General features: G+C 69.3%; 23 protein-coding genes. 12 read left to right on the forward strand and 11 right to left on the reverse strand.

The genetic code is table 11. The annotated features are described in order from the left end of the window. Positions 1-432 precede the first annotated feature (432 nt). Both BLR41_RS00280 and BLR41_RS00285 read left to right on the forward strand, forming a co-directional pair. Entirely contained in the window at positions 433-1005 is a 573-nt protein-coding gene (locus tag BLR41_RS00280) for a sigma-70 family RNA polymerase sigma factor (protein WP_092625194.1), read from the forward strand. Next, entirely contained in the window at positions 1006-2295 is a 1290-nt protein-coding gene (locus BLR41_RS00285) for a carboxymuconolactone decarboxylase family protein (RefSeq protein WP_092625196.1), read from the forward strand. Positions 2296-2698: 403 nt separating this feature from the next. Here BLR41_RS00285 and BLR41_RS00290 read toward each other — a convergent pair whose 3' ends face one another. Then, complete coding sequence (locus BLR41_RS00290; RefSeq protein WP_092625948.1) at positions 2699-3100, reverse strand: DUF5319 family protein; 402 nt, start codon at positions 3098-3100, stop codon at positions 2699-2701. Positions 3101-3462: 362 nt separating this feature from the next. Between BLR41_RS00290 and guaB the strand changes: the two genes are divergently transcribed. From guaB to guaA, 4 genes are all read left to right on the forward strand, one after another. Continuing rightward, positions 3463-4974, forward strand: coding sequence for an IMP dehydrogenase (gene guaB / locus BLR41_RS00295; RefSeq protein ID WP_092625198.1), 1512 nt, complete (start codon positions 3463-3465; stop codon positions 4972-4974). A gap of 73 nt (positions 4975-5047) precedes the next feature. After that, positions 5048-6178 carry a GuaB3 family IMP dehydrogenase-related protein gene (locus tag BLR41_RS00300; protein WP_092625200.1) on the forward strand — a complete coding sequence of 377 codons (1131 nt, stop codon included), beginning with the start codon at positions 5048-5050 and terminating at the stop codon, positions 6176-6178. Positions 6179-6590: 412 nt separating this feature from the next. After that, a complete protein-coding gene (locus BLR41_RS00305) occupies positions 6591-8303 on the forward strand; it encodes an FAD-dependent oxidoreductase (RefSeq protein WP_092625202.1) in 1713 nt (570 codons plus the stop codon). A gap of 165 nt (positions 8304-8468) precedes the next feature. After that, positions 8469-10070 (forward strand): glutamine-hydrolyzing GMP synthase, encoded by a 1602-nt coding sequence (gene guaA / locus BLR41_RS00310; RefSeq protein WP_342745314.1) that lies wholly within the window; start codon positions 8469-8471, stop codon positions 10068-10070. Between the two features lie 122 nt (positions 10071-10192). On the opposite strand, the gene BLR41_RS00315 is transcribed toward guaA, so the two are convergent. Both BLR41_RS00315 and BLR41_RS22985 read right to left on the reverse strand, forming a co-directional pair. Then, positions 10193-10420 carry a hypothetical protein gene (locus tag BLR41_RS00315; RefSeq protein WP_245693677.1) on the reverse strand — a complete coding sequence of 76 codons (228 nt, stop codon included), beginning with the start codon at positions 10418-10420 and terminating at the stop codon, positions 10193-10195. Continuing rightward, positions 10410-12068, reverse strand: coding sequence for a PspC domain-containing protein (locus BLR41_RS22985; protein WP_092625952.1), 1659 nt, complete (start codon positions 12066-12068; stop codon positions 10410-10412). Before BLR41_RS22985 ends, BLR41_RS00315 begins: the two co-directional genes overlap by 11 nt. Before the next feature lie 180 nt (positions 12069-12248). On the opposite strand from BLR41_RS22985, the gene BLR41_RS00325 reads away from it, so the two are divergent. From BLR41_RS00325 to BLR41_RS00340, 4 genes are all read left to right on the forward strand, one after another. Further along, entirely contained in the window at positions 12249-13562 is a 1314-nt protein-coding gene (locus BLR41_RS00325) for an ATP-binding protein (protein WP_092625206.1), read from the forward strand. Positions 13563-13583: 21 nt separating this feature from the next. Continuing rightward, entirely contained in the window at positions 13584-14351 is a 768-nt protein-coding gene (locus tag BLR41_RS00330; RefSeq protein ID WP_092625208.1) for a response regulator, read from the forward strand. Positions 14352-14507: 156 nt separating this feature from the next. Next, positions 14508-14897, forward strand: a complete 390-nt coding sequence (locus BLR41_RS00335) for a DUF2267 domain-containing protein (RefSeq protein WP_092625211.1) — start codon at positions 14508-14510, stop codon at positions 14895-14897. A gap of 76 nt (positions 14898-14973) precedes the next feature. Continuing rightward, on the forward strand, positions 14974-15726 hold the full coding sequence (locus BLR41_RS00340; RefSeq protein WP_092625213.1) for a DUF2267 domain-containing protein: 753 nt from the start codon (positions 14974-14976) through the stop codon (positions 15724-15726). Between the two features lie 156 nt (positions 15727-15882). Here BLR41_RS00340 and BLR41_RS00345 read toward each other — a convergent pair whose 3' ends face one another. After that, positions 15883-16845 (reverse strand): DMT family transporter, encoded by a 963-nt coding sequence (locus BLR41_RS00345; protein ID WP_092625215.1) that lies wholly within the window; start codon positions 16843-16845, stop codon positions 15883-15885. A 128-nt stretch (positions 16846-16973) separates the two neighbouring features. Here BLR41_RS00345 and BLR41_RS00350 point away from each other — a divergent pair, with 128 nt between their 5' ends. Beyond that, the gene (locus tag BLR41_RS00350; protein ID WP_092625218.1) at positions 16974-17867 is read left to right on the forward strand and encodes a LysR family transcriptional regulator; all 894 of its coding nucleotides are present in this window, start codon (positions 16974-16976) and stop codon (positions 17865-17867) included. A 21-nt stretch (positions 17868-17888) separates the two neighbouring features. Here the strand turns inward: BLR41_RS00350 and BLR41_RS00355 are convergent, their stop codons facing one another. The 6 genes from BLR41_RS00355 to BLR41_RS00380 all read right to left on the reverse strand — a co-directional run bounded on the left by BLR41_RS00355 (position 17889) and on the right by BLR41_RS00380 (position 25090). Then, positions 17889-19568: a serine/threonine-protein kinase gene (locus BLR41_RS00355; RefSeq protein ID WP_092625220.1), complete on the reverse strand. Its 1680-nt coding sequence runs from the start codon at positions 19566-19568 to the stop codon at positions 17889-17891. Between the two features lie 172 nt (positions 19569-19740). Next, entirely contained in the window at positions 19741-21399 is a 1659-nt protein-coding gene (locus BLR41_RS00360; RefSeq protein ID WP_092625222.1) for a serine/threonine-protein kinase, read from the reverse strand. A 411-nt stretch (positions 21400-21810) separates the two neighbouring features. Then, positions 21811-22590, reverse strand: a complete 780-nt coding sequence (locus tag BLR41_RS00365; protein ID WP_092625224.1) for a hypothetical protein — start codon at positions 22588-22590, stop codon at positions 21811-21813. Between the two features lie 18 nt (positions 22591-22608). Then, entirely contained in the window at positions 22609-23577 is a 969-nt protein-coding gene (locus BLR41_RS00370) for a hypothetical protein (protein WP_143012961.1), read from the reverse strand. 277 nt (positions 23578-23854) lie between these two features. Next, the gene (locus BLR41_RS00375) at positions 23855-24592 is read right to left on the reverse strand and encodes a PIG-L deacetylase family protein (protein ID WP_092625228.1); all 738 of its coding nucleotides are present in this window, start codon (positions 24590-24592) and stop codon (positions 23855-23857) included. A gap of 180 nt (positions 24593-24772) precedes the next feature. Next, the gene (locus BLR41_RS00380; RefSeq protein WP_092625230.1) at positions 24773-25090 is read right to left on the reverse strand and encodes a hypothetical protein; all 318 of its coding nucleotides are present in this window, start codon (positions 25088-25090) and stop codon (positions 24773-24775) included. A 145-nt stretch (positions 25091-25235) separates the two neighbouring features. On the opposite strand from BLR41_RS00380, the gene BLR41_RS00385 reads away from it, so the two are divergent. Beyond that, complete coding sequence (locus BLR41_RS00385; protein ID WP_092625232.1) at positions 25236-26027, forward strand: SDR family oxidoreductase; 792 nt, start codon at positions 25236-25238, stop codon at positions 26025-26027. A gap of 76 nt (positions 26028-26103) precedes the next feature. On the opposite strand, the gene BLR41_RS00390 is transcribed toward BLR41_RS00385, so the two are convergent. Beyond that, on the reverse strand, positions 26104-26412 hold the full coding sequence (locus BLR41_RS00390; protein ID WP_092625234.1) for a chorismate mutase: 309 nt from the start codon (positions 26410-26412) through the stop codon (positions 26104-26106). Between the last annotated feature and the right edge of the window lie 263 nt (positions 26413-26675).

Consider the following 26675-nt stretch of genomic DNA (forward strand, 5'->3'; position numbering starts at 1 on the left):
CGTGCTCCTCCCGGCCGCTCGTGCCTCGGTGCGTGCCACTCGGAGCCCGGCGTGGTGGCGGTCGCGGTGGCCGTGTCCGATATCACGGTTCCTCGTCCAGGGGGTCACTTGGCCGGGGCGTTTCACGACGAGGCGTCCCGCTGGGGTGTGATACGGCGTCCTCCTCGGACCCATTCCTTCGGCTGCGCTGTGACGGTATCCCGTTGACCGGGAAAAAGTTCCCGGTGTCGTTTTCGTGGCGCCCCGTGGTGCCCGAGGTGGGGCTCGGCTCGCCGGGCTCGCTTCGCCGTCGTGGCTCGCTGCTCATCCGGTCCACTCGGTGTACAGAGCGCTACACCGAAACGGTAGTGTGACCACGGGATCAGCGCGCTTGGCGCGTATCCGGGCAACTTCGATTCAAGTCAACGCGTAACACCGAGGCTGGCGTCTGCGATGAGCAACGTGGGGGACGGGCTGGACGCTCTTGTCAGCGCCTCCATCGACGGTGACCGCCAGTCGATCGAGCGCTTACTGGCCGAAATCCGTCCTTTGGTGGTGCGGTACTGCCGCGCCAGGGTTGGTCGGAACGAACGTACGTTCGCTTCGGCGGACGATGTCGCCCAGGAGGTGTGTCTCGCTGTGCTGACGGCGTTACCCACTTACCGGGACCAGGGACGGCCGTTTCTGGCGTTCGTGTACGGCATCGCCGCGCACAAGGTGGCCGATGCGCACCGTGCATCGGCTCGCAACCGGTCGGAGCCGGTCGCGGATCCTCCGGAGGCCCCGGAGGACCAGGCCGGACCCGAGCAGCGAGCCATACAGGGTGAGCTTTCGGGCAGGATGGCGCAGTTGCTGCGCGTGCTGCCCGCGAAGCAGCGGGAGATCCTGCTGCTTCGGGTGGTCGTCGGGTTGTCCGCGGAGGAAACCGCCGAAGCGGTCGGTTCGACGCCGGGAGCGGTGCGTGTGGCACAGCACCGTGCGCTCGCCCGGCTGCGAAAGACGCTGTCCGCGGAGGAGGTGGTCTGATTGGCGGAACGAAGAGGCTCCGGAAGTGACGACGACGGGCGTGACTCCGTCGAGCCCGACCGGCAGGACGACCGGTTCAGTGCCCAGGAGGAGACCGGACCCGGCTCCGACTCGTCCGGTGACGATTCCGGAACGAGCGTCGAGTCTCGGTCCGAAGAACAGTCCTCGGGTGATCACGATGTCGGTGTGACGGGTGAGCCGGGACACTCCGGCGAGGGCGGCGCCACAGCGGCGGAGATCGTGGATTTCCCCTCGGGCGGGCGGCGGTTCGGTTCGGAGTCCGACGAGGTCACGGTTCCGGATGACACGCTGCTCTCCGACGAAATGCTGCTGTCCGAGGAGGAACGGGCCTCGGAGGAGGATCTCGCCCTGGCGGACGAGCTCACCCGGACCGATGGCGAGGTGGACGAGGAGCCCGTCGACCTCGCGCGCCTGCGGGCCGACGACGAGTTGTTGGACATGCTCGGTCAGTCGGGAGGCCATAGCGACTCCGCCGGTGCCGGGACCGACGTCGAGGATCTGCTGGTCGCTTGGCGACGGGACGTCGACGCGACGCCGATGGGGGAACTCGTCGGCGTCGAGCGCGCCGCCGCCGCGGTGGAGGAGGGCAGGCCCAAACGTCGTTCCCGCGTTCCCAGGCTGCGTCATCTGGTGCCCGTGGCCAGTGCCGCGGCTGTGCTGATGATCGGCTTCACCGGAGTCGGCCTCGCCGCTCGTGACGCCGCGCCCGGAGACGCGTTGTGGGGGGTCACGCAGGTTCTCTACAGTGACCGTGCCGCTTCGGCCGCGGCCGCTTCCCGTGCGCAGAGCCAGTTGGACGTGGCCAGCCAAGCCTGGCAGAACGGCCGCGAGGAGGCGGCCGAGACCGCCCTGCACCGCGCGGAGGAGCAGTTCGACACCATCGACCCGGGAGAACGGCGTTCCGACCTGCGTGCCGCGCACGCCTCGTTGAGGGCGAAGTTCGACCGTCCGGCCGAAACGCCGGGCATTTCCTCCACCGAGGAGAGCGGCTCCGAGGACCCCGGGAGCTCCGCGCCGGACGAGAGCGGCTCCGAGAAGCCCGGAGACTCCGTCAGCGAATCCCCGGGCAACTCCGGTGAGAGCAATCCACCCTCTTCGGGGACCACGCCCAGTCCGACGGACGGATCCGAACCTAGTGAGACCTCGGATCAGGAACGGCCGCCGTCCCCGAGTGAAACCGACCCCAGTGAGACGGGAGCGTCCAGTAGCGAGGATGAAACCGCTCCGGGGTCGGGAAGTGGCCAGGCCCGCAGTTCCCAGTCCGACTGATCGAAGTTTTCCGGTCGGTTCGGTAGGGGCTTTCCGGCGTTTCCGACGCCGGTAAGGCCCATGCCGATCGGTCGACACGCCGGGAGAACGTCAGCCAGCGGGTGGGGCCGGTTCGAGTTCCTCCACTGTTCCGGATGTGGCGCCGTTGCCCGAGTGGCAGCGGCGCCGGAGCGCGTAGGAGCCGCTCGTAGCAGCGGCACCGCTCCCGGTGGAACCTCTCGAGGTGCCCGACGGTCGCCGTCGGAGGCGCGGGATGCGAAACGAATTCGTCACGTAGCCGGTGGTGGGCCGAACGTGCCCGGACTCGCCGGCCGGGCGGGTTCGCCGCCCGGCCGGTACGAGCATTCCAGCGGCTGCGCCGCTCCGCAGCGCCTGTGCTGATCCGCAGCGGCTGCGTCGATCCTCAGCGGCTGCGCTGATCCTCGGTCTCGATCACACCGTCGGCGAATCCACGACAGTACTCCCAGCTCACGTAGTGGCCCGGATTCGGTTCGTACGCCGGTTCGTGCGGGCGCATCCGGCCGTCGTTGAGCAACTGCTCCAGGCTCGACCGCAACAGCTCCCAGTCGTGGTAGTGCGGTTCGCCGCAGTCCGAGCAGTCCACGACGATCCCGCGGATACCGCGCGGCTCCAGCAACGCCTGGTACACGGCGAGGTCGGCCAGGTCGGACAGCAGTTCGGCACGTTCCTCGTCGCCGAGCTGTTGGTCCTGCTCGAATTCCTGGTCGCCGAGGGCCATGCTCGGGTCTTCCGGATCGCCCGCGAACGGGTCTGGGGGCAATGGGTCATGCGGCACGACCCGCACGGTACCGGTAGCGTCCAACTCCGATGAGCCGTGGCCGGGCAGCCGCTGGTAATGGGCTCTGGATACCATGTGGGGACACCGCCCGTGAGTCGTGTCGAAGGCGTTTTCCGGTGGTGGGTACGTCGTACCTTCCGGCCGCCTCCGCCGGAACGGCTCGCCGGGTCCGCTTCGCCGCGAGGCACCGGCTCGATCGCCGATTCCACCGGCCCCGTTCGAGTCGCGAGAAGGCCCCGTTCGAGTCGCGGAACGGGCTCCGGGAGTGTCTCGCGGTTCCGGATGCTCACCGAGTGAGCCGGCCACTCCCGGACGGGGATCCACACGACGCACTTCATACAGACACCAGGAAGGCACTCCTTCGCGCTATGACCAGCGAGCTGACCGCCCCGGGGTTCCCGACCAAGTTCGCGACGCTCGGGCTGACCTTCGACGACGTACTGTTGCTGCCCGGTGAGTCCGACATCGTTCCCGGTGCCGTGGACACCAGCACCCGGTTCTCCCGCAACATCCAACTGCGCGCCCCGCTGAGTTCGGCGGCCATGGACACGGTCACCGAGGCGAGGATGGCCATCGCCATGGCCCGGCTCGGCGGTGTGGGAATCCTGCAGCGCAACCTTCCGACCGACGAGCAGGCCGCCCAGGTCGAGATGGTCAAGCGCTCCGAGGCGGGAATGGTCACCGATCCGGTGACCTGCTCTCCCGAGGACTCGTTGTCCGATGTGGATGCGTTGTGCGCGCGTTACCGCATCTCCGGTGTTCCGGTTGCCGACCCGGACGGCACGCTGGTGGGCATCATCACCAACCGTGACATGCGGTTCGAGACCGACCACACCAAGCGGGTGCGCGAGATCATGACCTCGGCACCCCTGGTCACCGCCCTGGTCGGGGTCACCGCCGAGGATGCGCTCGACCTGCTGCGCAGGAACAAGGTCGAGAAGCTCCCGATCGTGGACAACGCGGGCAAGCTGCGTGGGCTGATCACGGTCAAGGACTTCGTCAAGACCGAGCAGTACCCGGATGCCACCAAGGACACGGACGGCAGGCTGTTGTGCGGTGCGGCCGTCGGAGTCGGCGCCGACTCGCACGAACGGGCGATGGCGCTGGTGGACGCGGGAGTGGACGTACTGGTGGTCGACACCGCTCACGGTCACTCCAAGGCCGTGGCCGAGACCGTCGCCACCCTCAAGAGCGAGCTGGGCGACTCCGTCGACGTGGTCGGCGGCAACGTGGCGACCAAGAACGGAGCGCAGTCCCTCGTCGACGCCGGGGCCGACGGGGTCAAGGTGGGGGTCGGACCGGGCTCCATCTGCACCACCAGGGTGGTGGCGGGTGTCGGTGTGCCGCAGATCACCGCCATCTACGAGGCGGACCAGGCCTGCCGTCCGGCCGGGGTTCCGTTGGTGGCCGACGGCGGTATCCAGTACTCAGGTGACATCGCCAAGGCGATCGCCAGCGGCGCCAGCAGCGTGATGCTCGGCAGTCTGTTCGCGGGCACGGCCGAGGCTCCCGGCGAGCTCGTGCTGGTCAACGGCAAGCAGTTCAAGGTCTACCGGGGCATGGGCTCGCTCGGCGCGATGTCCTCGCGTGAGAACGGCAAGTCCTACTCCAAGGACCGCTACTTCCAGGACGACGTGCTTTCCGAGGACAAGCTGGTGCCGGAGGGCATCGAGGGCCGGGTGCCCTATCGCGGTCCGCTCGGGCAGGTGGTGCACCAGCTGATCGGCGGAGTTCGCTCAGGGATGGGATTCACCGGTTCCGAAACCATCCCGGAACTGCAGCAGGCCCACCTGGTCCGGGTCACGGCGGCGGGACTCAAGGAGAGTCACCCGCACGACATCACCATGACCGCCGAGGCGCCCAACTACACCACGCGGTAGCCTGCCCCGCCGGGCGAGCCCGGTGGGAACTCGCCCCTCTTCGACTCACAGCGGCACCGCGGGAAGGAAACACGTGCGGGATCTTGTGGAAATCGGGATGGGCCGGACGGCCATGCGCGGCTACGACCTGGACGACGTCGAGATCGTTCCGTCGCGCCGTACGCGCTCTTCCAAGGACGTATCCCTGTCCTGGCAGATCGATGCCTATCGCCTCGACATTCCGCTGGTGACGCATCCCACCGACGCGGTGGTGTCACCGGCCACGGCGATCCGGATCGGTGAGCTGGGCGGTCTGGGAGTGCTCAACGCCGAGGGCCTCTGGGCCCGGCACGAGAACGTCGAGGGAGAACTCGCCCAGGTCGTGCGCACGGCTGAGGAGGGTGAGGGGCCGGACGCCGCGATCGCGATGCTGCAGCAGCTGCACGCCGCGCCGATCCGTACCGACCTGTTGACCGAGGCCATCAGGCAGATCAAGGACTCCGGTGTCACGGTCGCCGCGCGCGTCAGCCCGCAGCACGCGGAGGAGCTCACTCCCACGTTGCTCGCCGCCGGTGTCGAGGTGCTGATGGTGCAGGGCACCATCGTCTCCGCGGAGCACGTCTCCCAGGAGGGGGAGCCGCTGAACCTCAAGCGGTTCATCGGCGAGCTCGACGTGCCGGTGATCGCGGGCGGGGTCGGTGACTACCGCACCGCGATGCACCTGATGCGCACCGGAGCCGCCGGAGTGATCGTCGGTTTCGGGCAGTCCCGTTCCGCGACCACCACCCAGACGCTGGGCATCGGGGTGCCGATGGCCACCGCGGTGGCCGACGCCGCCGCGGCCCGGCGGGACTACCTGGACGAGACCGGCGGGCGCTACGTGCACGTGATCGCCGACGGTGGGCTCTCCTACTCCGGTGACATCGCCAAGTCGATCGCCTGCGGCGCCGACGCGGTGATGCTGGGGGAGGCGCTCACCGAGACCTCGGAGGCACCCGCGCAGGGCTACTACTGGACGGCCGCCGCGGCGCACCCCAACCTGCCGCGCAGCGAGATCGTGGGCTTCAACAGCGCCGGGGTGGATCTGAACACCCTGCTGTTCGGGCCGAGCAGTGATCCCTACGGGACGCTCAACCTGTTCGGTGCGCTGCGTCGTGCCATGGCCAAGACCGGATACTCCGAACTCAAGGAGTTCCAGAAGGTCGGTCTGATGCTTTGTCGCTGAGCGGGCGCTTTGCTCGTTCGGTCGGGTAGCCGGTGGCCGAGTCGGCGTCTTGGGAGCGTTGGGTCGGCTCTTGAGTGGCCACCTACGTGACGAGCGGCCCTGCCTCGCGATCGAACCGGTTCACCGATCGGAGAGACCGCGTCCCCCGCCCGGGGCTCCGTTGCGGGGGAGCGCCGGCGGAGCCGGCTCTACTGCGAAATCAGTTCGGAGTGTTTTCCACTCCGCGGGAACGGTTCCGGCGTTTCGGGCGGGTGGTGTTCTGGACCGGTTGAGTCGTGGGGCTGTGGGTGTCCCCGGTGTGTGCCGTTGTCCTGCCGCGTTGTCCCGGCCCCCTCCGGTCGGCCGAAAAATGTTCGTCGAAGGGCCGTTCAGCTATGGCTACTGGCGAGTAATTTGTTCTACTCTCACGTCCATGAGTGATCGGGGACACCTTCGGCGCGAGAACTCCGAGGAGCACGACTACGACGTGGTCGTGATCGGTTCCGGCTTCGGCGGCAGCGTGGCCGCACTGCGGTTGACCGAGAAGGGGTACCGCGTGGCCGTGCTGGAAGCGGGCAGAAGATTCGCCGACGAGTTCCCCAAGACCTCCTGGGACCTGCGCCGTTTCCTGTGGGCACCCCGGCTCGGCTGCTTCGGGATCCAGCGCATCCACATGCTGCAGAACGTGCTGATCCTCGCCGGTGCGGGAGTCGGCGGCGGCTCCCTGGTCTACGCCAACACGCTCTACCGGCCGATGAAGCCGTTCTTCGAGGACTCCCAGTGGGCCCACATCACCGACTGGGAGGACGAGCTCGACCCGCACTACGAGCAGGCGAGCCGGATGCTCGGCGTGGTCACCAATCCCACCGAGACCCCCTCCGACCGCGTCATCCGGCGGGTGGCCGACCGCATGGGCGCGGGCGAGAGCTATCACCCCACCCCGGTGGGGGTGTACTTCGGCAAGCCGGGGGAGAACAACGCGGACCCCTACTTCGGGGGCGCGGGACCGGAACGCACCGGCTGCACCGAGTGCGGTGCCTGCATGACCGGCTGCCGGGTCGGCGCGAAGAACACCCTGATGAAGAACTACCTCTACCTGGCCGAGTCCAAGGGCGCCGAGGTGTGGCCGCTGACCACGGTCGGCGGGATGCGGAAGGACGCGGCCGGCCGCTGGCGGATCCGCACCGAACGAACCGGCGCCCTGTTGGGCGGCCGGGGCCGAACCTTCACCGCCGACCAAGTGGTGATCGCCGCCGGAACCTGGGGCACCCAGAACCTGCTGCACCGCTGCGGGCAGCGCGGCGAACTACCCGGGCTCTCCGGCAAGCTCGGTGAGCTGACCAGGACCAACTCCGAGGCGATCATCGGTGCGCAGCGGCGCTCGGTGGACGCGGAACGCGACTTCTCCACCGGTACCGCGATCACGTCCTCGTTCCACCCGGACAACTACACCCACATCGAACCGGTGCGCTACGGCAGGGGCAGCAACGTCATGGGGCTGTTGCAGACGCTGCCCACCAGTGGCGGCATCGACAAGCCGCGCTGGCGGCAGTGGCTGCGCACCGTGCTGACGCGCCCGCTGACCACGCTGCGACTGCTCTCGGTGCGGCGCTGGAGCGAGCGCACGGTGATCCTGCTCGTGATGCAGAGCCTGGACAACTCGCTGCGCACCAAGCTCGGCAAGGGCTTCTTCGGCCGCCGCAAGCTCGTTTCGCAGCAGGGCCACGGCGCCCCCAACCCGACCTGGATCCCGGCGGGCGAACGGGCCAACGAACTGGCCGCCGAGGAGATCGACGGTATCGCGGGCGGCACCTGGGGTGAACTGTTCGACATCCCGATGACCGCGCACTTCATCGGTGGTTGCCCGATCGGTGCGGACCCGGAGCACGGTGTGATCGATCCCTACCACCGAGCCTGGGGATACCCGGATATGTCCATCGTGGATGGTTCGGCGATAACGGCCAACCTCGGGGTCAACCCCTCGCTGACGATCACCGCGCAGGCGGAGCGGGCCTTCTCGATGTGGCCGAACAAGGGCGAGCCCGACCCGCGCCCCACCCAGGCGGAGGGGTACCGGCGGGTGGAACCCGTGGCTCCCGCCGACCCGGCAGTGCCCTCGCACGCTCCGGGGGCCCTGCGGCGCTGAGTGGGACGGAGGCGGTCACCTCCGCGGTGCTCGGACCATCCTCTCGTGGCGGGGTCGGTCACAGCTGTGTGACGCCCTCGTCGAGCCTCGGACCGGGGACGATACGCTGACCGGCGTAGTGTTCTCACCTGGAGGTTCGACGTCGTGTCCGACACCGCAGGCGGTATCGACCCCGCCGGGCAGACTGCTGAGCGAGGACGGCCCGGTAGCGGCCCCGTCCTGGTGGTCGACTTCGGTGCGCAGTACGCGCAGCTGATCGCCCGCAGGGTACGCGAGGCGCAGGTCTATTCCGAGGTGGTCCCGTACGACACGCCCGTCGAGGAGATGCTGCGCCGCGACCCCGCGGCCATCGTGCTTTCCGGCGGTCCCGCCAGTGTCTACGCGGCCGAGGCGCCGCAGGTGGACGCGGAACTGTTCCGTTCCGGGGTTCCCGTGCTGGGGATCTGCTACGGCTTCCAGGTGATGACCAGGGCACTCGGCGGCACCGTCGAGCACACCGGCACCAGGGAGTTCGGCCGTACCGAGCTCTCCGTGTGCTCCGCGGGCGGGACGTTGCACCAGGAGCTCCCGGCCCACCACCCGGTCTGGATGAGTCACGGTGACTCGGTGAGCAAGGCACCCGAGGGATTCCGGGTGATTGCCGAGACCGCCGACACACCGGTCGCCGCCTTCGAGAAACCGGAGAGCGGTCTCGCCGGGGTGCAGTACCACCCCGAGGTGGCGCACTCGCCGCACGGCCAGGAGGTGCTGCGCCGCTTCCTGCACGACATCGCCGGTATCCGGCCGAAGTGGACCACCACCTCGATCGTGGACGAGACCGTCGCGGCGGTACGGGAGCGCATCGGGAACGCCCGCGCCATCTGCGGGCTCTCCGGCGGGGTGGACTCGGCCGTGGCCGGTGCGCTGGTCAACAAGGCGGTCGGTGATCAGCTGACCTGCGTGTTCGTCGACCACGGGCTGCTGCGCTCCGGGGAGCGCACCCAGGTCGAGCGTGACTTCGTCGCCGCCACCGGAGCTCGGCTGGTCGTGATCGACGCGGTGGAGCAGTTCACCGAAGCGCTGGCGGGTGTCACCGACCCCGAGGAGAAGCGCAAGATCATCGGGCGCGAGTTCATCCGGACCTTCGAGCGTGCCGCGCGGGACCTGCAGCAGGAGGCAGGTCAGGCCGGTGAGCAGGTCGAGTACCTGGTGCAGGGGACGCTCTACCCGGACGTCGTGGAGTCCGGGGGAGGCAGCGGCACGGCCAACATCAAGAGCCACCACAACGTCGGCGGGCTGCCCGAGGACCTGCAGTTCGACCTGGTCGAGCCGCTGCGTTCGCTGTTCAAGGACGAGGTGCGCCGGGTCGGGCTGGAGATGGGATTGCCCGAGACCATCGTGCACCGGCAGCCGTTCCCCGGCCCGGGGCTGGCCATCCGCATCATCGGCGAGGTCACGCCGCGACGGCTGGAGACGCTGCGTGCGGCGGACGCGATCGCACGCGAGGAGCTGACCGCCTCCGGCGTCGACCGCGACATCTGGCAGTGCCCGGTGGTGCTGCTCGCCGACGTGCAGTCGGTCGGTGTGCAGGGCGACGGGCGTACCTACGGTCATCCGGTGGTGCTGCGTCCGGTGTCCAGTGAGGACGCCATGACGGCGGACTGGACCAGGCTGCCCTACGAGGCGCTGGAGCGTATCTCGACCCGGATCACCAACGAGGTCGCCGACGTCAACCGGGTGACGCTGGACGTGACGTCCAAGCCGCCGGGGACCATCGAGTGGGAGTGAGGCCGGGCAGTTCACCAGCCTGAACCGGTTTCCTGGTGGAGACACATTTCTCGGCGGGCACGCGCGTGCCCGCCGAGCTCGCCCTCGCGCTGCTCGGCTCAGCGCCTGCGCAGCTACTCGGGTCAGCGCCTGCGCAGCGCCGCCACCAGCATGATCACACCGATGGCCGCCGCGGCGAAGGCCAGTACGCGCTGCGTGGACCAGCCCCCGCCGACGAGGAAGTAGATCGACGCCGCCACGGTCATGATTCCAGCGGTCAGGGTGACCGGATCCGGATTGAACCGGCGTGCTCCGTCCCCCGCGCTCTCGCTCACGTGTTCCGGCTCGGGTTGGTGCTGCTCAGTAGCCACGGACAACCTCCACGCTTCCCGTCTCCGTCATCAGGTTCAGCCGGACGGAACCGCCCCCGGGGCCGTCGGTGCCGAGGTCGTTCTCGGTGATCCGGAGGTTCCTGCCCGAGCTCTCGTTGCCGAGGCAGTCCACCCGCCCCATATCGCTGGCGCAGGTGACCCGCGCGTCGGTCTCCGGCGGGAGGTGGACGGTCACCGTACCCATACCCAGGGCCACATCGGTGGCCACCTCCTTGTCGGCGGGAAACCGCATGTTCTCCAGATGCAGGGTGACGTTCCCCAGCGAGCCGGAGTACTCCGAGGCCAGTTCCGTGGCGTTCTCCGGGGCCTCGATCGCGTTGGTGTAGCCCTCCCACGGCCGCTCCGGAAGCACCGTGGACAGCATCGCCGCCAGCGCCACCGGAACCGCGAACAGGATGAGCCAGCGCCCCCGGCGCAGGAAGGAGCCCGCCAGCATTCCGCAGCCGAGCACTCCGAGCATCAGCGCCCAGATCTTCACCGCCGCCAGCCCGAGGGCTATCCCGAAGCCGCCCACCAGCAGCGTGATTCCCAACGTCGCCAGGGTGATCGAGTAACGCGGCCCGCGGTTTCCGGTCGATCCCCGTGCCGGAGGTCGTGGTTCGCCGGTCGGGGACGTCCAACCGGTCGGTGGTGGTTGGTTCGGCGGCCGGCCGAACTGTTCGGTCGAGTACCGGGGCGGTTCCGGTGCGGGTGGCCCGTACGGTGGCGACTCGACTCGGGTGGTCGTCTCCGAGGACGCCGGCGCGTCGATGGGTACTGTCGCAGCGGAGGAGACGGTCGTGTGCCGTTCTGTTTCCACCCCTGTCGTTTCCACCCCCGTCGATTCGGATCCTCTCGATTCGGAGAACGGCGTTTCGTGCGTTCCGGTTCCGTGGGACGCGGTAGCCGGGGATTGCTCGGGTTCGGCCGTCCCGTACCGACTCGGCTCGTAACCGGTCGGTCCGGCGGCCTCGGGCGGCTCGGCCGATCGTTCCGGGGGGTGTGTCGGTCGTACCGGGGAGTGCGAGCCCTCCGACTCTCCGCTCGGGGGCATCCCCGGTTGCGGCGCCACGTTGGTCGTCGTACCCGAGGGTCCGTACGGCCCCGCGGATCCGTACGGCCGCCTCGCGGGGAGGCGGCCGCCGAAATGCCGGTGGAGCAGGTACAGCGCCAGTACCCCCAGCGCCAGCCCGAACACGCCCGGCATGTCGAACGCGGCCAGTGAGGCCGGGACGAACACCACCGTTATCAGGGCGAGTACCGCCAGTCGAACGGCGGTGTTGCCCGGTGCGTCGCTCGACTTCGGCAACGTGGCCCAGCCGAGCAGGTAGAACAGCAGCCCGGCGCCGCCGTAGAAGGTGCCGATCACGAACACGACCCGCAGCAGCACCGGATCCACGCCGTAGCGATTGCCGAGCGCGGCGGCCACACCCGCGATCTTGCGCCCCTCGGAGGGGCGCGCGGGCCTGGTGTCCCAGAAATCGCGGAAGGTTCCCTTGATCTCCGCCCACGTTCCCCGCGCACCGTTGGAGCCGCCGGTCCGAGCGGTACCCCCCGAACCGGTACCGCTCGGACCGGTGTGTGCGCGGGCGTCGGCGTACTGCCCGCCACTCTCGTGCTGTCCGCCGTCGGTCGTTCCGCCGTTCATGTCGCTCACTCTGCCGGTACTGCGAGTCCCGGTCGTCAGGGTGTTCCCCTGAACGCACCCGGACAATCCGTTGCCGTTCCCCGATGCCGCTGTCGGTGCCCGCGTGTGATTATCGATGCCGTGGAGGTCCGTTCCAGGCAGTTTTCCAACCAGGGCGTTACGGGGGAGGACTCGCGCGCGATGTCCGAGCGACGGACCCGGCCGATGTACGTCACCGGGACCGCCATCCCGCGGCTCTACCGGCGCCGCTCCGGCCGGGTGGTTGCCGGTGTGGCGATCGGGATCTCGGACCACCTGGGGTTTCCGGTGGTGTGGGTGCGTGCCGTGTTCGCGATGCTGGCAGCGCTCGGCGGTGCGGGCATTCTCGGCTACGGGCTGTTGTGGATCTTCGTGCGGCAGCGTTCCGACATCGTGGGTACCGAGTCGGAACGCGAGCGCAGGCAGGGAGTGGGGCTGCTGCTGCTCGGTGTCGGATTGGCGGCGGTAGTGGCTTCGGTCAGTGCCGTACCGCCGTGGCTGGTCGGTGCGCTGGGGGCGACGCTGGTCGGTGGTGCGGTCATCTGGCGGGAGGCCGACGAGTCGCAGCGCGGCCAGTGGCGTGCGGGAGCTCGTTCCAGCATCGTGGGCCTGCTCGGCGGCGGTGGGCGTGCCGGGGCGCTGCGGCTGTTGGCGGGCGTGGCACTGGTCTTCCTCGGCTTGTGCGCCTTCGTGCTCGCCACCATCGGCAGCGAGGTGCCCGTGGTGCTCGCCGCGGTGGTGGCGACGTTGGTCGGCGTGGCGCTGCTGACCGTGCCGTGGTGGATGCGGTTGAGCGGGGACCTCGACGTGGAGCGCTCCACCCGGATTCGCTCCCAGGAGCGCGCCGAGCTCGCGGCGCATCTGCACGATTCGGTGCTGCAGACCCTGGCGTTGATCCAGAAGCAGGCCGGGGCGGAGCGGGAGGTCCGTCGGCTGGCGCGGAGTCAGGAGCGCGAGCTGCGCCGTTGGCTGTACGGCCCCGGTGGTTACAGTGGTTCCTCGCGGCCCATGAGCCACGCCCCCACCGCCTCGCCGGGAACCTCGGGCGAGGAAGCCACGACCGGTGAGTTCGAACGGGTCCCGGAGGAGACGCTGGCCGCCGAACTGGCGCGGATCTGCGGTGAGGTCGAGGACGCCTTCGCGATCACGGTGCAGCACGTCGTCGTGGGCGACGGGCCGCTGGACGAGCCGCTGCGAGCGGTACTGGCCGCCGCGCGGGAGGCTATCGTCAACGCCGCCAAGCACGCGGGGGTGGACGAGGTCAGCGTCTACGCCGAGTCGCAGCCCGACCGGGTGGAGTTGTTCGTCCGGGACAGGGGGGTGGGATTCGACCCCGACGAGGTGGATCCCGATCGGCACGGACTGACCGAGTCGATCCGGGGCAGGATGGAACGCAACGGCGGACGGGTGCGGTTGCGCACTTCGCCCGGGGCGGGGACCGAGATACATCTGGACCTGCCGCGAGAAGAGCAGTGAACACCGGTTGAGGAGCCCGTTATGGCAGAGCGAGCGGACGAGTGGCGGGACCCGGCAGCGCGTGCCGACGGCCCGCCGGGTGGCAGTCCAGGGGATGGCAGCCCAGGGGACGACAGCGGTGCGGCGACCGGCGAGCAGGGGCCGGTCGGGGTCTACCTCGTCGACGATCACGCGTTGTTCCGGGCAGGTGTCCGCGCCGAGCTCGCCGCGTTCGAGGACCAGGTCCGGGTGCTGGGCGAGGCGGGATCGGTGGCCGAGGCCGTGGCGGGCATCGAGCACCTGCGTCCCGCCGTGGTGCTGCTCGACGTGCACATGCCGGACGGCGGGGGGGCCGAGGTGCTGCGCCGGGTGCGCGAGCGGGGAGCGGGCGTCGTTTTTCTCGCCCTCTCGGTTTCCGACGCCGCCGAGGACGTCATCACGGTGATCCGCGGCGGGGCGCGCGGCTACGTCACCAAGACGATCTCGGGGCGCGAGCTCGCCGACGCCGTTCGTCGTGTCGCGGCGGGCGACGCGGTCTTCTCACCACGGTTGGCGGGATTCGTGCTGGACGCCTTCTCGCAGGGCGCCAGCTCGGCGGAGGTGAGTGACCCGGAGCTGGACCAGCTCACCCGCCGGGAGCGGGACGTGCTGCGGTTGCTGGCGAGGGGTTATTCCTACCGCGAGATCGGTTCCGAGCTGTTCATCTCGGTCAAGACGGTCGAGACCCACGTTTCCAGCGTGCTGCGCAAGACCCAGCTGTCCAACCGCTACGAGCTGTCCAAGTGGGCCTCCGATCGGCGGCTGGTCTGAGGGGGAGCGAACGGGGCTATGTTTGGCCACGTCCGATACCGGCAATCCAGGTGACCCGAGCGATTCAACGCTCACCGCGAGAGCGGTGAGCACGCCGCGCATGTGAAAGCAGCGTCACCTCACAGGTGTCGACCGGAAAGGACGGTCAACGCAACGATGCAGTATCACGAGTTTCTCGCCGCCGTGGAAAAGCACGGCGGGCCGACCGACCGGGACCACGCCGATCAGGCGAGCAAGATCGTGCTCGCCACCATCGGGCAACGTCTGGCCGGGCAGGAGCCCCGGGACCTGGCCAGTCAGTTGCCTCCCGAACTGCAGGAGCCCCTGCTGCAGCACACGGGGGAGGACGAGATCGGAGACGACCTGGACGACTTCCTGCGGCGGGTCGCCGATCGTGAGGGGCGCGGCTGTGACCCCGAGACGGCGTTGACCCACTCCCAGGCGGTGCTGGGCACGATCGCCGAGTTCGTCTCCGCCGGTGAGATAGCCGACCTGCGGTCCCAGCTGCCCGCGGGTTACGCTCCGCTGTTCCAGCAGCCGCGGTAGAACGTTGGAACCCGCCGCCCAGGCGGGACGATGAGTCTTGTTCCGCGGCGGGCGAGCCGACTCCGGGAGGCAGAGGATGGACTACGAGGAGATGGTCACCGCGCTGCGGCGACGCCTGGAGCCCGGCGTCCCGAACCCCGAAACGGTGCTGGCCGCCACGGTTCAGGCCCTCGGTGAAAGTGCCTGGAACGTGGCCGCCGAGCTGCGGGCGCATCTTCCCCGGCAGTTGGGGGAGGTTCAGCCCGCCGGGCCCGGCGAGCCGCTCTCGGTGGACGCCTTCCTCGACCGCATCGGCCAGTTGAGTGGTGCCCAGGACTCCGAGCAGGCCCAGGAGTACGGCCGGGCGGGGGTGGCCGTGGTCAGCCAAGCGCTTCCGGCGGTACAGCTGCGCCGACTGCTGCACGAGCTGCCCGAGGACTACGCGACGCTGCTTCCCAGCGACAGCGGCCTGAGCGCCACGGCGGACACGTTGTTGGCCGAGGTGCGTCGTCGCGTCGCGTTCGACGATACGGAGCAGGCTCGGCAGCTGATCCAGGCGGTGCTGGGGGTGACGGCGCAGGCCGTCAGTCAGGGTGAGGTCGACCGGCTCACCGGTGCTCTGCCCCCGGAGATCGGGGCTCTCCTCGACACGCAGGAATTCGCCCAGCACACCGACACCGATCGCTTCCTGGCGGAGATCGCCCGACGCAGTGACGTGACCGAGCCGGACCTCGTTCGGGACCACACCGCGGCCGTGTTCAACGTGCTGGGCGAGTGGGCTCCCGAGGAGATGGCCGACACTCTCGATCAACTTCCCAAGCCGGTGGCCGCTCTCGCGAGAGGTCGGTGACGGGGTCACACGGGGGTGCGGTCTCCCGTGACTCCTCGCCACCGCTGAGGTCTCGCCACCGCGCGACGATCTCGCGCGAAATCGAGGCGGCGGGTGGTGTGGTCCGGCCCGGGGAGAGGTGGATCCCGCGCGATATCCGTGAGCGGGTGGGGGAGTTCAGTCGCGCGCCGGTTCCGGGGTTTTCCGCTCGGCGTCGTTCCGGGGCTTCCGGCCGCCGCGCACGTTCGTGCGGCTCAGGGCCACCCCCACCAGCACGATCAGCATCCCGAGCAGTACGCGCGGGCCGAAACTCTCGTCGAGCACCATCCAGCCCAGCAGTACCGAGACGATGGGCATCAGGTACGTGACGGTCGAGGCGGTGGTCGCCCCCTCGTCGGAGACGATCCGCAGTTGCAGCGCGAACGCGAATCCGGTACCGAACACTCCCAGCACACCCACCGCCAGCAGCGGAACCGGTGAGAGCTCGATCGGTCCCAGACCGCCCAGCGGCAGGGTCAGCACCGCGATGCCGCTCGCCGCCGACATCTGCATCGCACCAACCGTCAGCGGCGACAGTCGCTTGCCGTCGGCGCCGGAGCCGCTCAGGCTGCGTCCGATGTAGACGAATCCGATGCCGTAGCTCATCCCGGCACCCAGGCAGGCGAGCGCGCCCCATCCCAGCAGGCCGCTCGAACCGTTCCAGGGCGCCAGGATCACCACCACTCCCGAGAAGCCGAGCAGCAACCCCAGCAGCCGCGAAGGCGGCAGGGAACGCTGCGTCCCGAACGCGAGGCCGAACACCACGGTCCACAACGGTGTGGTCGCGTTGAGCACCCCCGCCAGGCCGGAGTCGACGGTGCGCTCGCCCAGGCCGAACAGCACCCACGGCAGTACGTTGCTGAACACCGCGGCACCGGCGATGGCGCCCCACAGCCGTCGCCCCTCGGGCGACGTGGGGCTGACGAGGCGAAGACCGTTCAGCAGACACAGCCCCACCAGCACGACCGCGCCGAGCGCGATCCGGGAGAACGCCACCTGGGTGGGTGACATCGCCTCCAACCCCAGTTTGATGAACAGGAAGCTCGCTCCCCACAGCAGCGCGAGCGTCAGCAGCCGCACGTAGTTGGCGCGGTTGTACACGGAACTCCTCCACAACAGGCCGGTCCTCGCGGTGAACCAGTCACCACCAACACGATGGGCGCCGAATCGGATAAGCACAAGTAGGTTTTTCTACACTCACCTTTCAGTCCTGCTGTACTATTCGTGGCATGTTGGATGTCCGGCGGATGCAGGTGCTGCGGGCCGTGGTCAACAGCGGTTCGGTGAGCGCTGCCGCGAACAACCTGGGGTACACCCCTTCGGCCATCAGCCAGCAACTCAGCACGCTGGAACGCGAGGCGGGACTGTCGTTGCTGGAGAAAGCCGGAAGGGGAGTCCGGCCGACCGCGGCCGGAACGATGCTGGCCGAACGGGCCGGGGACGTCGCCGAGCTGCTGTCCAGGACGGAGAGCGAGCTGGCGGGAATGCGCGCCGGGAATTCCGGTGTGCTGCGCCTGCGGTTCTTCCAGAGCGCCAGTGTCGCACTGATCCCGCCCGCCGTGGCCGCCTTCCGGGAAAGGTACCCGCGGGTCCGGTTGGACCTGGGGATGCAGGAGGAGGGAATGCTGGACCGGGTCGCCGAGGGCGACGCGGATCTGGCCGTGATCGTGGTGGGACGCGAGACCCCCTCGATCCCCGGTGTTCGCCTGCTGCCCCTGGTCGACGAGCCCTACCGCGTGGTGCTGCCCGTGGGGCACCCGCTCTGCTCGGAGGAGCACATCGACCTGGCCAGGCTCTCCGAGGAGTCCTGGATCCAGGACTCCGTGGGGTCGGGGCCGTGCGCGGAGTCGCTCTACGACGCGTTCGCCGCCGCCGGATTCACTCCGCACCTGGCGCTCGAATCGGACAGTCCACAGTCCTCGCAGGGATTCGTCGCGGCGGGGATGGGAGTATCACTGGTTCCACGGCTGGGACTGGATCCGGTGCACCCGGGTGTGGAGGTACGGCCACTGCGCAATCCCGAACCGGTCCGTCGGATCCACGTGGCCGTGCGGGAGTCGGTGATGCACGCACCCAACACGGCTGCGTTGTTGCAGGTCCTCAGCGAGACCGCGCGGGCTTAGAGCACACGGCGGGCGAGCGGGTCAGGTGGCGCCGCTGTCGGTGTTGACCAGTGCTTTTCCATCCCTGACGATCATGCCGAAGACGTGCCGCTCGGTGCTGCTGCCACCGTCCTCCTTCTGGTAGCGCAGCACCGCCTCCACCTGGTCGTCGCCGATCGCCCGTGGGCCACTGACGATCTTCACGTCCTCTATCGAGTCCCAGAAGTCCTCGTAGGTTTCCTTCCCCACCGACTTCAGCTCCGGCCCCAGCATCCGCCACGCGTCGTCGGTGTCCTCGGTGACCGTGTCGAAGTATGTCCGGACCGTGGCGACCAGCTCCTCGTCACCGACCGAGCCCGGTGCGGACTCGTCCGCCGAGGAATCATCGGATGACGACGGCGTCGTGGAGCTCGGGGTGGTCGTCGACTCGCTCGACCGGGCGGAACTCGGCGGGTCGGAGGAGCCGCCCCGGGAGCGCGGAAGTTCGTCCGCCGAGGTGCTCGTGACAGCCGCGGCGGCGCCCGAGGTGTCGGAGCCACCGCCGTTGCCTCCGGTGAAAGCGTTCGCCGCCAGTATCCCCAGCAGGATCGCCGCGATCACCGCCACCGTCCAGCCCGCCACGCGCTTGGCCGTGCCGGTGTTGACCGCCCCGGCCGCGGCACCGACCCTGGTGGGTGGATTGGCCGCCGCGGAGGGAGCCCCTCCCACACGCGTGGGGTTCGGCTGATTGCCCGGAGCAGCGGCGGCTGCCGGTGTTCCGCCGGGTGGCATGCCCTGATTCGGCGGTCTCACGGGCACGCTCGGCGCCGCCGGTGCGGCCGGAGCCCCCTGACTCACCTGGCCCGCCGGCGCGACGGGGCCCTGCGCCTGCTGCTGGACGCCCACCCCACCGGGTAGGGGCCTGCCGTCCCGTACCGCCTGCAGGATGTCCCTGGCCTGCGCCATGGTCGGCCGTTCCACCGGATCGGCCCGCAGCAGTTCCAGCAGGGCGGGTGTCATCGGTCCGGCGTTGCGCGGGTGGTCGACCTGCCCGCGTGAAACGCGGTGCAGCAGACTGATCGCGTTGTCGTCCACCCCGAACGGAGGATGGCCCTCGATGGCGGCGTAGAGGGTCGAGCCCAGCGAGAACACGTCCGAAGCCGGAGCCGGATCCCTGCCCAGAGCCACCTCGGGGGAGAGATAGGCGGGCGTGCCCGCGAGGATGCCGCTCTTGGTGACCGCGACGTCGCCGACCGCACGGGATATGCCGAAGTCGGTGATCTTGGCGGTACCGTCGCCGCCGAGCAGAATGTTGCCAGGCTTCAGGTCCCGGTGCACGATCCCGGCCAGGTGGGCCGCCGCCAGCGCCGCCGCGACCTGCGCCCCGATTCCCGCGACCTCGACCGGCGAGAGCAGTCCCCGCTCGGAGATCCGCGAGGCGAGGCTCTCGGAGGGCAGGTACTCCATCACCAGCACCGGCTGGCCGTCCTCCTCGGCCACGTCGAACACCGCGATGGCGTTCTGGTGCTGCAACCGAGCCGCGATCCGACCCTCGCGCATCGAGCGTTCGCGAGCCTCCCTGGTCTCGGCCTCGGTGTGTCCCTGCTGCAGCAGCAACTGCTTGACCGCCACCGTGCGCTGCAGCCGCTCGTCGACCGCGCGCCAAACGACTCCCATCGCACCGCTGCCGATGCTCTCGTGCAGCCGGTAGCGTCCGGCGATCAGACGACCTTCGGCGCTCACAGTTCTCCCAGATCCTGGCGATGTCGGTGACCGGACGTGCCGACCGAACCCCTGCCGGAACGGCATCACGCGACGGGCACAACAGTACTGCGTCCCGACCGCCGCGCTGCGGGCCGGTCGGGATCACCGGGGCCGAGCGACCGGGTACTGAGCCACTCGGCGGAACCACCTGTTACCCGCCGGCAGCGACGTTCTCACTCTCCGAATCGCCACCGGACGCTTCGTCGTTACTCGATTCGCTACCGGAGTCGCTGCCGCTGCCGCTGTCGGACCCGCTGTCCGATCCGCTGCCGCCGTCGGACCCGCTACCACTGCCGGACCCGTCCCCGGATCCACTGCCGCTGTCACCGCCGGACCCGTCCCCGGATCCACTGCCGCTGTCACCGCCGGACCCGTCCCCGGATCCACTGCCGCTGTCACCGCCGGACCCGCCGTCGGAGCCGCTGCCGTCGCTGTTGGTGCCGGATTCGGGAGCGCTGCTCTGCGAGGAACTCGGTGTCTCCCCGGAACTCTCCGTCGCCGAGGTGTCCGTCTCGGAGCTCTCCTGTTCGGTATCCCGGTTCCAGTCGGGCTCCTGGTCCCGGTACCCGTCGTCCTCCGGATACTCCGGCTCGGTGGTCTCGGTGGTGCTCGATTCGCCCGCGGCGGGCGGCACCACCGGTTGGCTGGTCTCCCCGCCGCTCGGGGGTCCGCCGTCGGAATCGTTGCTCAACAGCGAAGTGGCCAGCAGGATCCCGGCGACCGCGGCGACCACCAGCAGCACCCCGGACACCACCAGCGGAGCCCTGCTTCGCCCTCCCCGCGCTGCCGTTTCGGGCGGAGGGCCCGATCCTGGGTGGCCGGTGGCCTCGGCGCGCGCGGTGCCGCCGAAACGGTCTTCCGCCTCCGAAGCGCCGCCGACCATCGTTCCGCCGTTACGCGGGTTGGAGGGAGGGTCGGCCGCGGCGGCCGTGCCCGGAGCCATCGCGGACGGAATGGGAGCGGCCTTGGTCGGGACGGAGGTCACCGCCTGCCCGTTGGCCACGCCCTGCAGCATCTCGTGGACCTGCGCCATGTCCGGCCGCTCGACCTCGTCGGGCTGCAGCATCGCCAGCAGCGGATCGGTCATGGGGCCCGCGTGCTGCGGTGGTTGCACCTTGCCCGCCGCCACGGAGTGCAGCAGTGCCAGCGTGTTCTCGCTCTGTCCGAACGGCGGCCTGCCCTCCACGGCGGCGTAGAGCGTCGCTCCCAGCGAGAACACGTCGGAGGCGGGGCTCGGCTCCTTGCCGCAGGCCACGTCCGGGGACAGGTAGGCGGGGGTGCCCGCCAGCATTCCGGTCTTGGTGACGGCGACATCGCCCTGCGCGCGGGATATGCCGAAGTCGGTGATCTTGACCGTGCCGTTGTCCCCGAGCAGCACGTTGCCCGGTTTGATGTCGCGATGCACCACTCCGGCGGAATGCGCCGCACCGAGCGCCGCGGCCACCTGGGCTCCTATCCGTGCCACCTCGCGCGGCGGCAGGGGGCCGTGTTCGGACATCATCGCCGCGAGGCTGGTGGACGGCAGGTACTCCATCACCAGTACCGGGTCGCCGTTCTCCTCGACAACGTCGTAGACCGAGACGGCGTGCGGATGTTGCAGTCGTGCCGCGATACGTCCCTCGCGCATCGCCCGTTGTCGCGCTTCCTCTGCCTCGGTCGGATCCAGACCGGGCTGGGTCAGCAATTGCTTGACCGCGACCGTGCGGTGCAGGCGCTCGTCGACGCATTCCCACACCACGCCCATTGCGCCGCTTCCGATGCGCCGCTGCACTCGGTAGCGTCCGGCGACCAGGCGACCTTCGTCGCTCACCGACGTCTCCCCGTACTGCTCTCGATCCCGGTCGACCTCGTCGCCGGAAACACCGGTTCACCGGGTCTTCGGGATCGGTGGATTGTTGCGGGCCCCGCGTGGCCCTCCGACATGTACACGTTCACTGTGCGACCGCGTTCGGTCACGAAAACCGAACGACCGTGACACGGCAGCCTAGCCCACCGAGGAACCGGCGGAGCGGAGAAGTCTTCGACCGCTTCGATGCCGCGTGACCGGCACTGCGCTCGTGCCGTCGGCGAAGCGGTTCGCCCCGAACCGTCCCCGGGATTCCGGCGACGTGGCAGTTCGTTGCCGCATCGTTGTGAGAATACCGGCCCGGGGGAGTCACCGGTACGGCCGTCCCGCGATCGCCGGTGTTCTTGCTCACGAAGTGGCGATCGTTCGGGTGCCCTAGCGTTGCGGCTCCCGGAAGCGCGCCGCCTCCAACCGGACACGCAGAATGAGCGGATCCGCGCCGTCGTCGACGGCGAAGGAGTAGCGGAGTGCGATTCCCGCCCCCGTGGCGTCGCGTGCCGCGACCGTCGACACCACTCGGCCGCTCGTGGTCACGCTGATCTCGTCCGAGCGAATCGATCGCAGCGTGCGCCAGCTCCGCACGATGTTCGTTCGTTGCTTCTCGGTCATGCTCATCGAGAGCAGCCGCACGGCGCTCGCGGGTTCTGTTCCCAGCAGCCTGCAGAACTCGCGCACCACCCGCACCGACGGAACCGACGTCTCTCCGGAGGGGCCGGGGCGCGGACCGTCGGTGCGGCCGTCGGCCGAGTCCGGCACCGCCGACTCCCCGGGGAGGCCCGCCCGTGCTTCCGGACCTCCCGGCAGTTCCCTCGACCTACCCGCTCGTTCCAGCAGCAGATCCACCCGCAGCGCCGTGGCACCAGTTATCGGCCTCCCCGCGCGGTTCGGCGTCTTCCGTTCCGAACGCGGCGGCGTCGAGTCCGACAACACCACGCCGAGAGCCGCGGTGGCGCCCGTCGCCAACAGCGCCCCCAACGCTCCCATCGTCAACAGCACCGAACGCCCACCGAGCTGGACCGCTCCCGTCCCGCTCCCGGTGGGTGGGTGCCCGGAGTTCTCCGCGCTGTCGACGAGCCGGGGTGCCGTCGTTTCGCCGTGGCGGGCCACCGGCCACGCCTCTTCCAGCGGGTCCCCGCCTTGTCCCGATTCCGACATGTCGTTCCTCCCGACCTGTCAGCGGTTCCCGGGCGGAGCGTCCACGGGCTCGTCGGTGACGACTCTCCGAAGCCGCTCGTCGAACTCCAGTCGCCGGTAACGCGTGGTCGGCCCACCGAAGTCCGACTCCACGCGCAGCTCGTTCACCGTGCCGTCGCCAAGTACGGTGCTGCGGACGAGCTCGACCGACCCGAGATCCGCGTAACCTCCTGGTAGACCGAGGCGATGCAGCGATCCGGCCGTCAGCTCGTGCGCCGGGTACGGCTTCCCGGAATCGAGCGCGCGGAAGTAGCGCTTCGTGAGGTCGAGCATCACGGCGGGCGGCATCGTCGTGCCCTGCTGCGTCGGCTTCTGCTGTGCCGGCTTCTGCTGTGCTGGCTTCTGTGGGGTCGGGCGCTGTGGAGCCGGGTGTTTCGTGGGTGCGGGCGCGGTCGTGTGCCAGGGGGTCGCGTGCTGCTGGAGGGTTCCGGGGGGCTCGGTGCTCGCCGGGCTTCCACTCGCCGGGATACCGCTCGAAGGAGTGGTGTCCTGCGAACTGCTCTCCAGCGCGAGGTTGTCCACCGTGGCATCGCCAGTTGGGAGGCCGGGCGTGGGAGCCGTGCTCCGCCGCGACGTCGACGGCGCGGCTGTCGAACTCCGCTCTCGCGTACCGGTGAGGGCTTCGTGCGAGGACGGAACGCTCCCGGCGGACCGCCCGCTCACGGCAGGCTCTCGTGCGACTTCGGAGGAGCTCGGTTCCGGTGCGCCGCTGTCGCCGGCGGCGGCTTCGTCGCCCGGGCCGGGGACGCTCTCGTCCGCTCGGGAGAGCGGTGGGTACTCCCCCGCTCGTGGTGGGTTCCGGGGGTCGGTGGCCAACCGGGTGGGTTCGTTGCTCATCACCACCGCCGTGACCAGCACGATTCCCCCCAACGCCGCTGCCGCCGAGACCACCACGAACCATGCCGCCCGCCGCCAGGTGCGCGGCGGAGTGATCGAAGCGGGGATCATGCCGAGTCCGAACTCACCCAGCCCGCCCCTCGATTCCGCCGGTGCCTCCGCGTGCGGGGAACGTGTCGGTGTCTCGGGTGTGGCCGGGTCGCCCGTTCCGATGACGCGGCTCGTTCCGGTGACGCGACCCCTTCCAACGACACAGCGGCGCTCCGGCCCACTGTGGCCCGCTCGTGCGGCCGCGGCCTCGCCGGCTTCGTCCGGGTAACGGTTCGGCCCGCCACCGTCCATCGCGACTCGCCCTCCTGCCATACCGTCCGGGACTCCCCACACCGACTCACGCGGTGTCGACCACCTGGAACACTTCGGCCATCCGCCCCTCCGCCAGTCCGTGTCGTCGGGCGTTTTCGCCCAAGTGCTCGCGCATCATCGCGGTGAGATCACGTGCATCCGCCACTTGCGAGGCGTGCTCCGAAAGCGCCGCGATCTTGTCCGTGAATCGGTCGGTCACGTCGACCGCGTGGTTGGCGCGTTCTTCCGGCGACTCGGTGATCCAGAGCTGTCGCACCGTCCACGGCCGCAGTCCCTCCCGATCGAGCAGCTCCGGGTGTGCGAAGGGATTCCGCGCGTCCGGATACACCGCCGCCAGAGTGGCCTCGCCCACGGCACGGTGGTCCGGATGGGCCAGCGCGATGCGGGACCAGTTGATCTCGGGAGAGTGCGTGACGACGATCTCCGGGCACACGGAACGGATCATTCGGGTGATCCGGCGGCGCAACGTCAGGTCCGGAGCCAGTCTGCCGTCCTCGTGATCGAGGAAACGCACGTCGTCCACCCCGACCCGTGCGGCGGCACGTCGCTGCTCCGCGACACGCAGCTGCCGGACCCACTCCCTGCTGGCGTCCTCCGGTGCCCCTGCCTCACCCGCGGTGCAGACGCAGTAGGTGACCGAGGTGCCGCCCACCGTCCAACCGGCGACAGTTCCCGCACTGCCGAAGTCGACGTCGTCGGGATGGGCCGTCACCACGAGAGCGCGTTCCGGGACGCCGGTGGAGGGATTCGGTGAGTCGATCACGGGGACAGCCTAGGCAGCCCCGTGTCGATTACGGAAACGGGTTGGAAAGATACGTTGCGTTATCGGGTCGGCTCGTTCGATGTTCACTTCCGAGTGAGAGTGGGCAGGTGAGGGGAATGGCTTCCTCCCGGACGCGGGCGGGAGTTCACCCCCCCCCGCACGGGATGCGAGGAGCTCCGATCAGTACCTGCCACCGCGAAAGTTCTGCTGGGTGCTCCGCAACGCGTGCGTCGAACCGACTCCCACGCCACCACCGAGCAGGATGGCGAACACGTCCGGGACCACGCCACCCGTGGACAACAGCACGGCCAGCAGTCCCAGACCGAGCGCGGTCCCCGCTACGGGAGCCCGTTTCCGGGCGAACCCGACAGCCGGTTGCCCGCCGGGACGTTTCCGTGCCGCGGTCGCCAACAACGTCAGATACCCCGCGTGGCCCAGCGCCGCCAGCAAAGCGAGCAGGGTGACCACGAAAGCGATCACGTCGATAATCGTGCCCATGTGTTCACCTTCCCCCAATCGTGGCCGGTTCGGCCACTCCGGTCGACAGCGTAGTCCCCGAAAAGCCCGACGACCCTCGGATTCGGCAGCGAATTGCCCTGTACGGACGTTGGATGGCGACCGTAACCACCTTTAAGTTGCCGGTATGGCTGACAGTTCGGCTGCCGCGGCGGGGCCATCCGCCGAAGTCGCGGTGGATCTGACGGGCAAACGGGCGCTCGTCACCGGAGCGGGGAGCGGAATCGGGGCGGCGGTCGCGCGGAAGCTGGCGGTCTGCGGGGCCCGGTTGCTGCTCGTCGACCGCGTCGCGGAGTCGGTGGAAAGGGTCGCCGAGACGACGGGGGCGCGGTACACCGTCGCGGACCTGTCTGAACCGGATGCCGTCGCAGAGCTGGGCGAGGACACCGACATAGTGGTCAACAACGCGGGGCTGCAGTACGTGGCTCCGGTGCACCAGTACCCACCGGAGATGTTCCAACTGCTGTTGGCGGTCATGGTGCAGGCTCCGTTCCGGATCATCCGTTCGGCGCTACCCGGTATGTACCGCAACGGATGGGGCCGGATCGTCAACATATCCTCGGTGCACGGTATCCGTGCCGCACCCCTGAAGAGCGCGTACGTTACCGCCAAACACGGTCTGGAGGGCCTGTCCAAGACCGTGGCCGTCGAAGCGGCGGGTTACGGGGTCACCTCGAACTGCATCTGCCCGGGATACGTGCGCACCCCGCTTCTCGAACACCGGATCGCCGAGCACACCGTGCTGCACCGCGTTCCCAGGGAGCAGGTGGTGGAGGACGTGCTGCTGGCTCGCACCCCGGTCAAACGGTTGGTGGAGCCGGTGGAGGTGGCGGAGCTGACCGCGTGGTTGTGCGGTGTGTCCGCCCTCTCGGTCACCGGGTCCTCGTTCTCGATGGACGGTGGTTGGTCGGCCCACTGAGGTTCGGCCGGCCCGCTCGGTCACCCGCGAACTCGCACCGAGCGGCCGTTCGGCCGAACCCGTTCGGGAACCCCGGTCAGTGCCCCAGTTTGCCGCGGCCGAGCCTGAGCAGGATCATCGCCAGTTCCCGTCCCTCGGAGCCCAGCTCACGGTAGCGCGCCAGCACGTCCATTTCCCGGTTGTAGACGATGCGCGTGCCACCCTCGGCCATGCGCGCCGCGCCCACTTGGCGGGACACTTCCGCTCGACGTTTGATCAGACGCAGGATTTCCTCGTCGAGGTAGTCGATCTCGTCCCTGAGCTCCTCGACCGAACCGTTCTCGGCGGGCCACTCGGGGTCGGGGCTTTCGGCACCGGTTTGATCGCTGTCCACGGTCGCGCTCAACTCTTCCTCCGGGTCGTCGGTCCCGGAATCCGCCCCGGATGCGCCACCGCCCCGGTTCGGAACTCCGGGGCATCGTTCTTGGAGCTTACACAGCTACGGACGCCGGAGTTCCGGGCCCGTAGAAAAACTGACGGTTACGTGTAAGCACACGGTCAGTCTGCCACAACGAACCAGGTCGCACCACCATTCGGGCCCTGGTTCGAACGAGGGATACCGGTGTGGCGTTCGGTCTCGGCTGCCCGTGGTAAGCCGGTTCCGGAACG

The organism is Actinopolyspora mzabensis, from assembly GCF_900101095.1.
Lineage (GTDB): Bacteria > Actinomycetota > Actinomycetes > Mycobacteriales > Pseudonocardiaceae > Actinopolyspora > Actinopolyspora mzabensis.

Bases quoted from the DNA above. Each gene is read 5' to 3' on its own strand.
- BLR41_RS00280 (WP_092625194.1), top strand. From the start codon at position 433: ATGAGCAACGTGGGGGACGGGCTGGACGCTCTTGTCAGCGCCTCCATC.
- guaB (WP_092625198.1), top strand. From the start codon at position 3,463: ATGACCAGCGAGCTGACCGCCCCGGGGTTCCCGACCAAGTTCGCGACG.
- BLR41_RS00305 (WP_092625202.1), top strand. From the start codon at position 6,591: ATGAGTGATCGGGGACACCTTCGGCGCGAGAACTCCGAGGAGCACGAC.
- BLR41_RS22985 (WP_092625952.1), bottom strand. From the start codon at position 12,068: ATGAACGGCGGAACGACCGACGGCGGACAGCACGAGAGTGGCGGGCAG.
- BLR41_RS00325 (WP_092625206.1), top strand. From the start codon at position 12,249: ATGTCCGAGCGACGGACCCGGCCGATGTACGTCACCGGGACCGCCATC.
- BLR41_RS00330 (WP_092625208.1), top strand. From the start codon at position 13,584: ATGGCAGAGCGAGCGGACGAGTGGCGGGACCCGGCAGCGCGTGCCGAC.
- BLR41_RS00335 (WP_092625211.1), top strand. From the start codon at position 14,508: ATGCAGTATCACGAGTTTCTCGCCGCCGTGGAAAAGCACGGCGGGCCG.
- BLR41_RS00340 (WP_092625213.1), top strand. From the start codon at position 14,974: ATGGACTACGAGGAGATGGTCACCGCGCTGCGGCGACGCCTGGAGCCC.
- BLR41_RS00350 (WP_092625218.1), top strand. From the start codon at position 16,974: ATGTTGGATGTCCGGCGGATGCAGGTGCTGCGGGCCGTGGTCAACAGC.
- BLR41_RS00365 (WP_092625224.1), bottom strand. From the start codon at position 22,590: ATGTCGGAATCGGGACAAGGCGGGGACCCGCTGGAAGAGGCGTGGCCG.
- BLR41_RS00370 (WP_143012961.1), bottom strand. From the start codon at position 23,577: ATGATCCCCGCTTCGATCACTCCGCCGCGCACCTGGCGGCGGGCGGCA.
- BLR41_RS00380 (WP_092625230.1), bottom strand. From the start codon at position 25,090: ATGGGCACGATTATCGACGTGATCGCTTTCGTGGTCACCCTGCTCGCT.
- BLR41_RS00385 (WP_092625232.1), top strand. From the start codon at position 25,236: ATGGCTGACAGTTCGGCTGCCGCGGCGGGGCCATCCGCCGAAGTCGCG.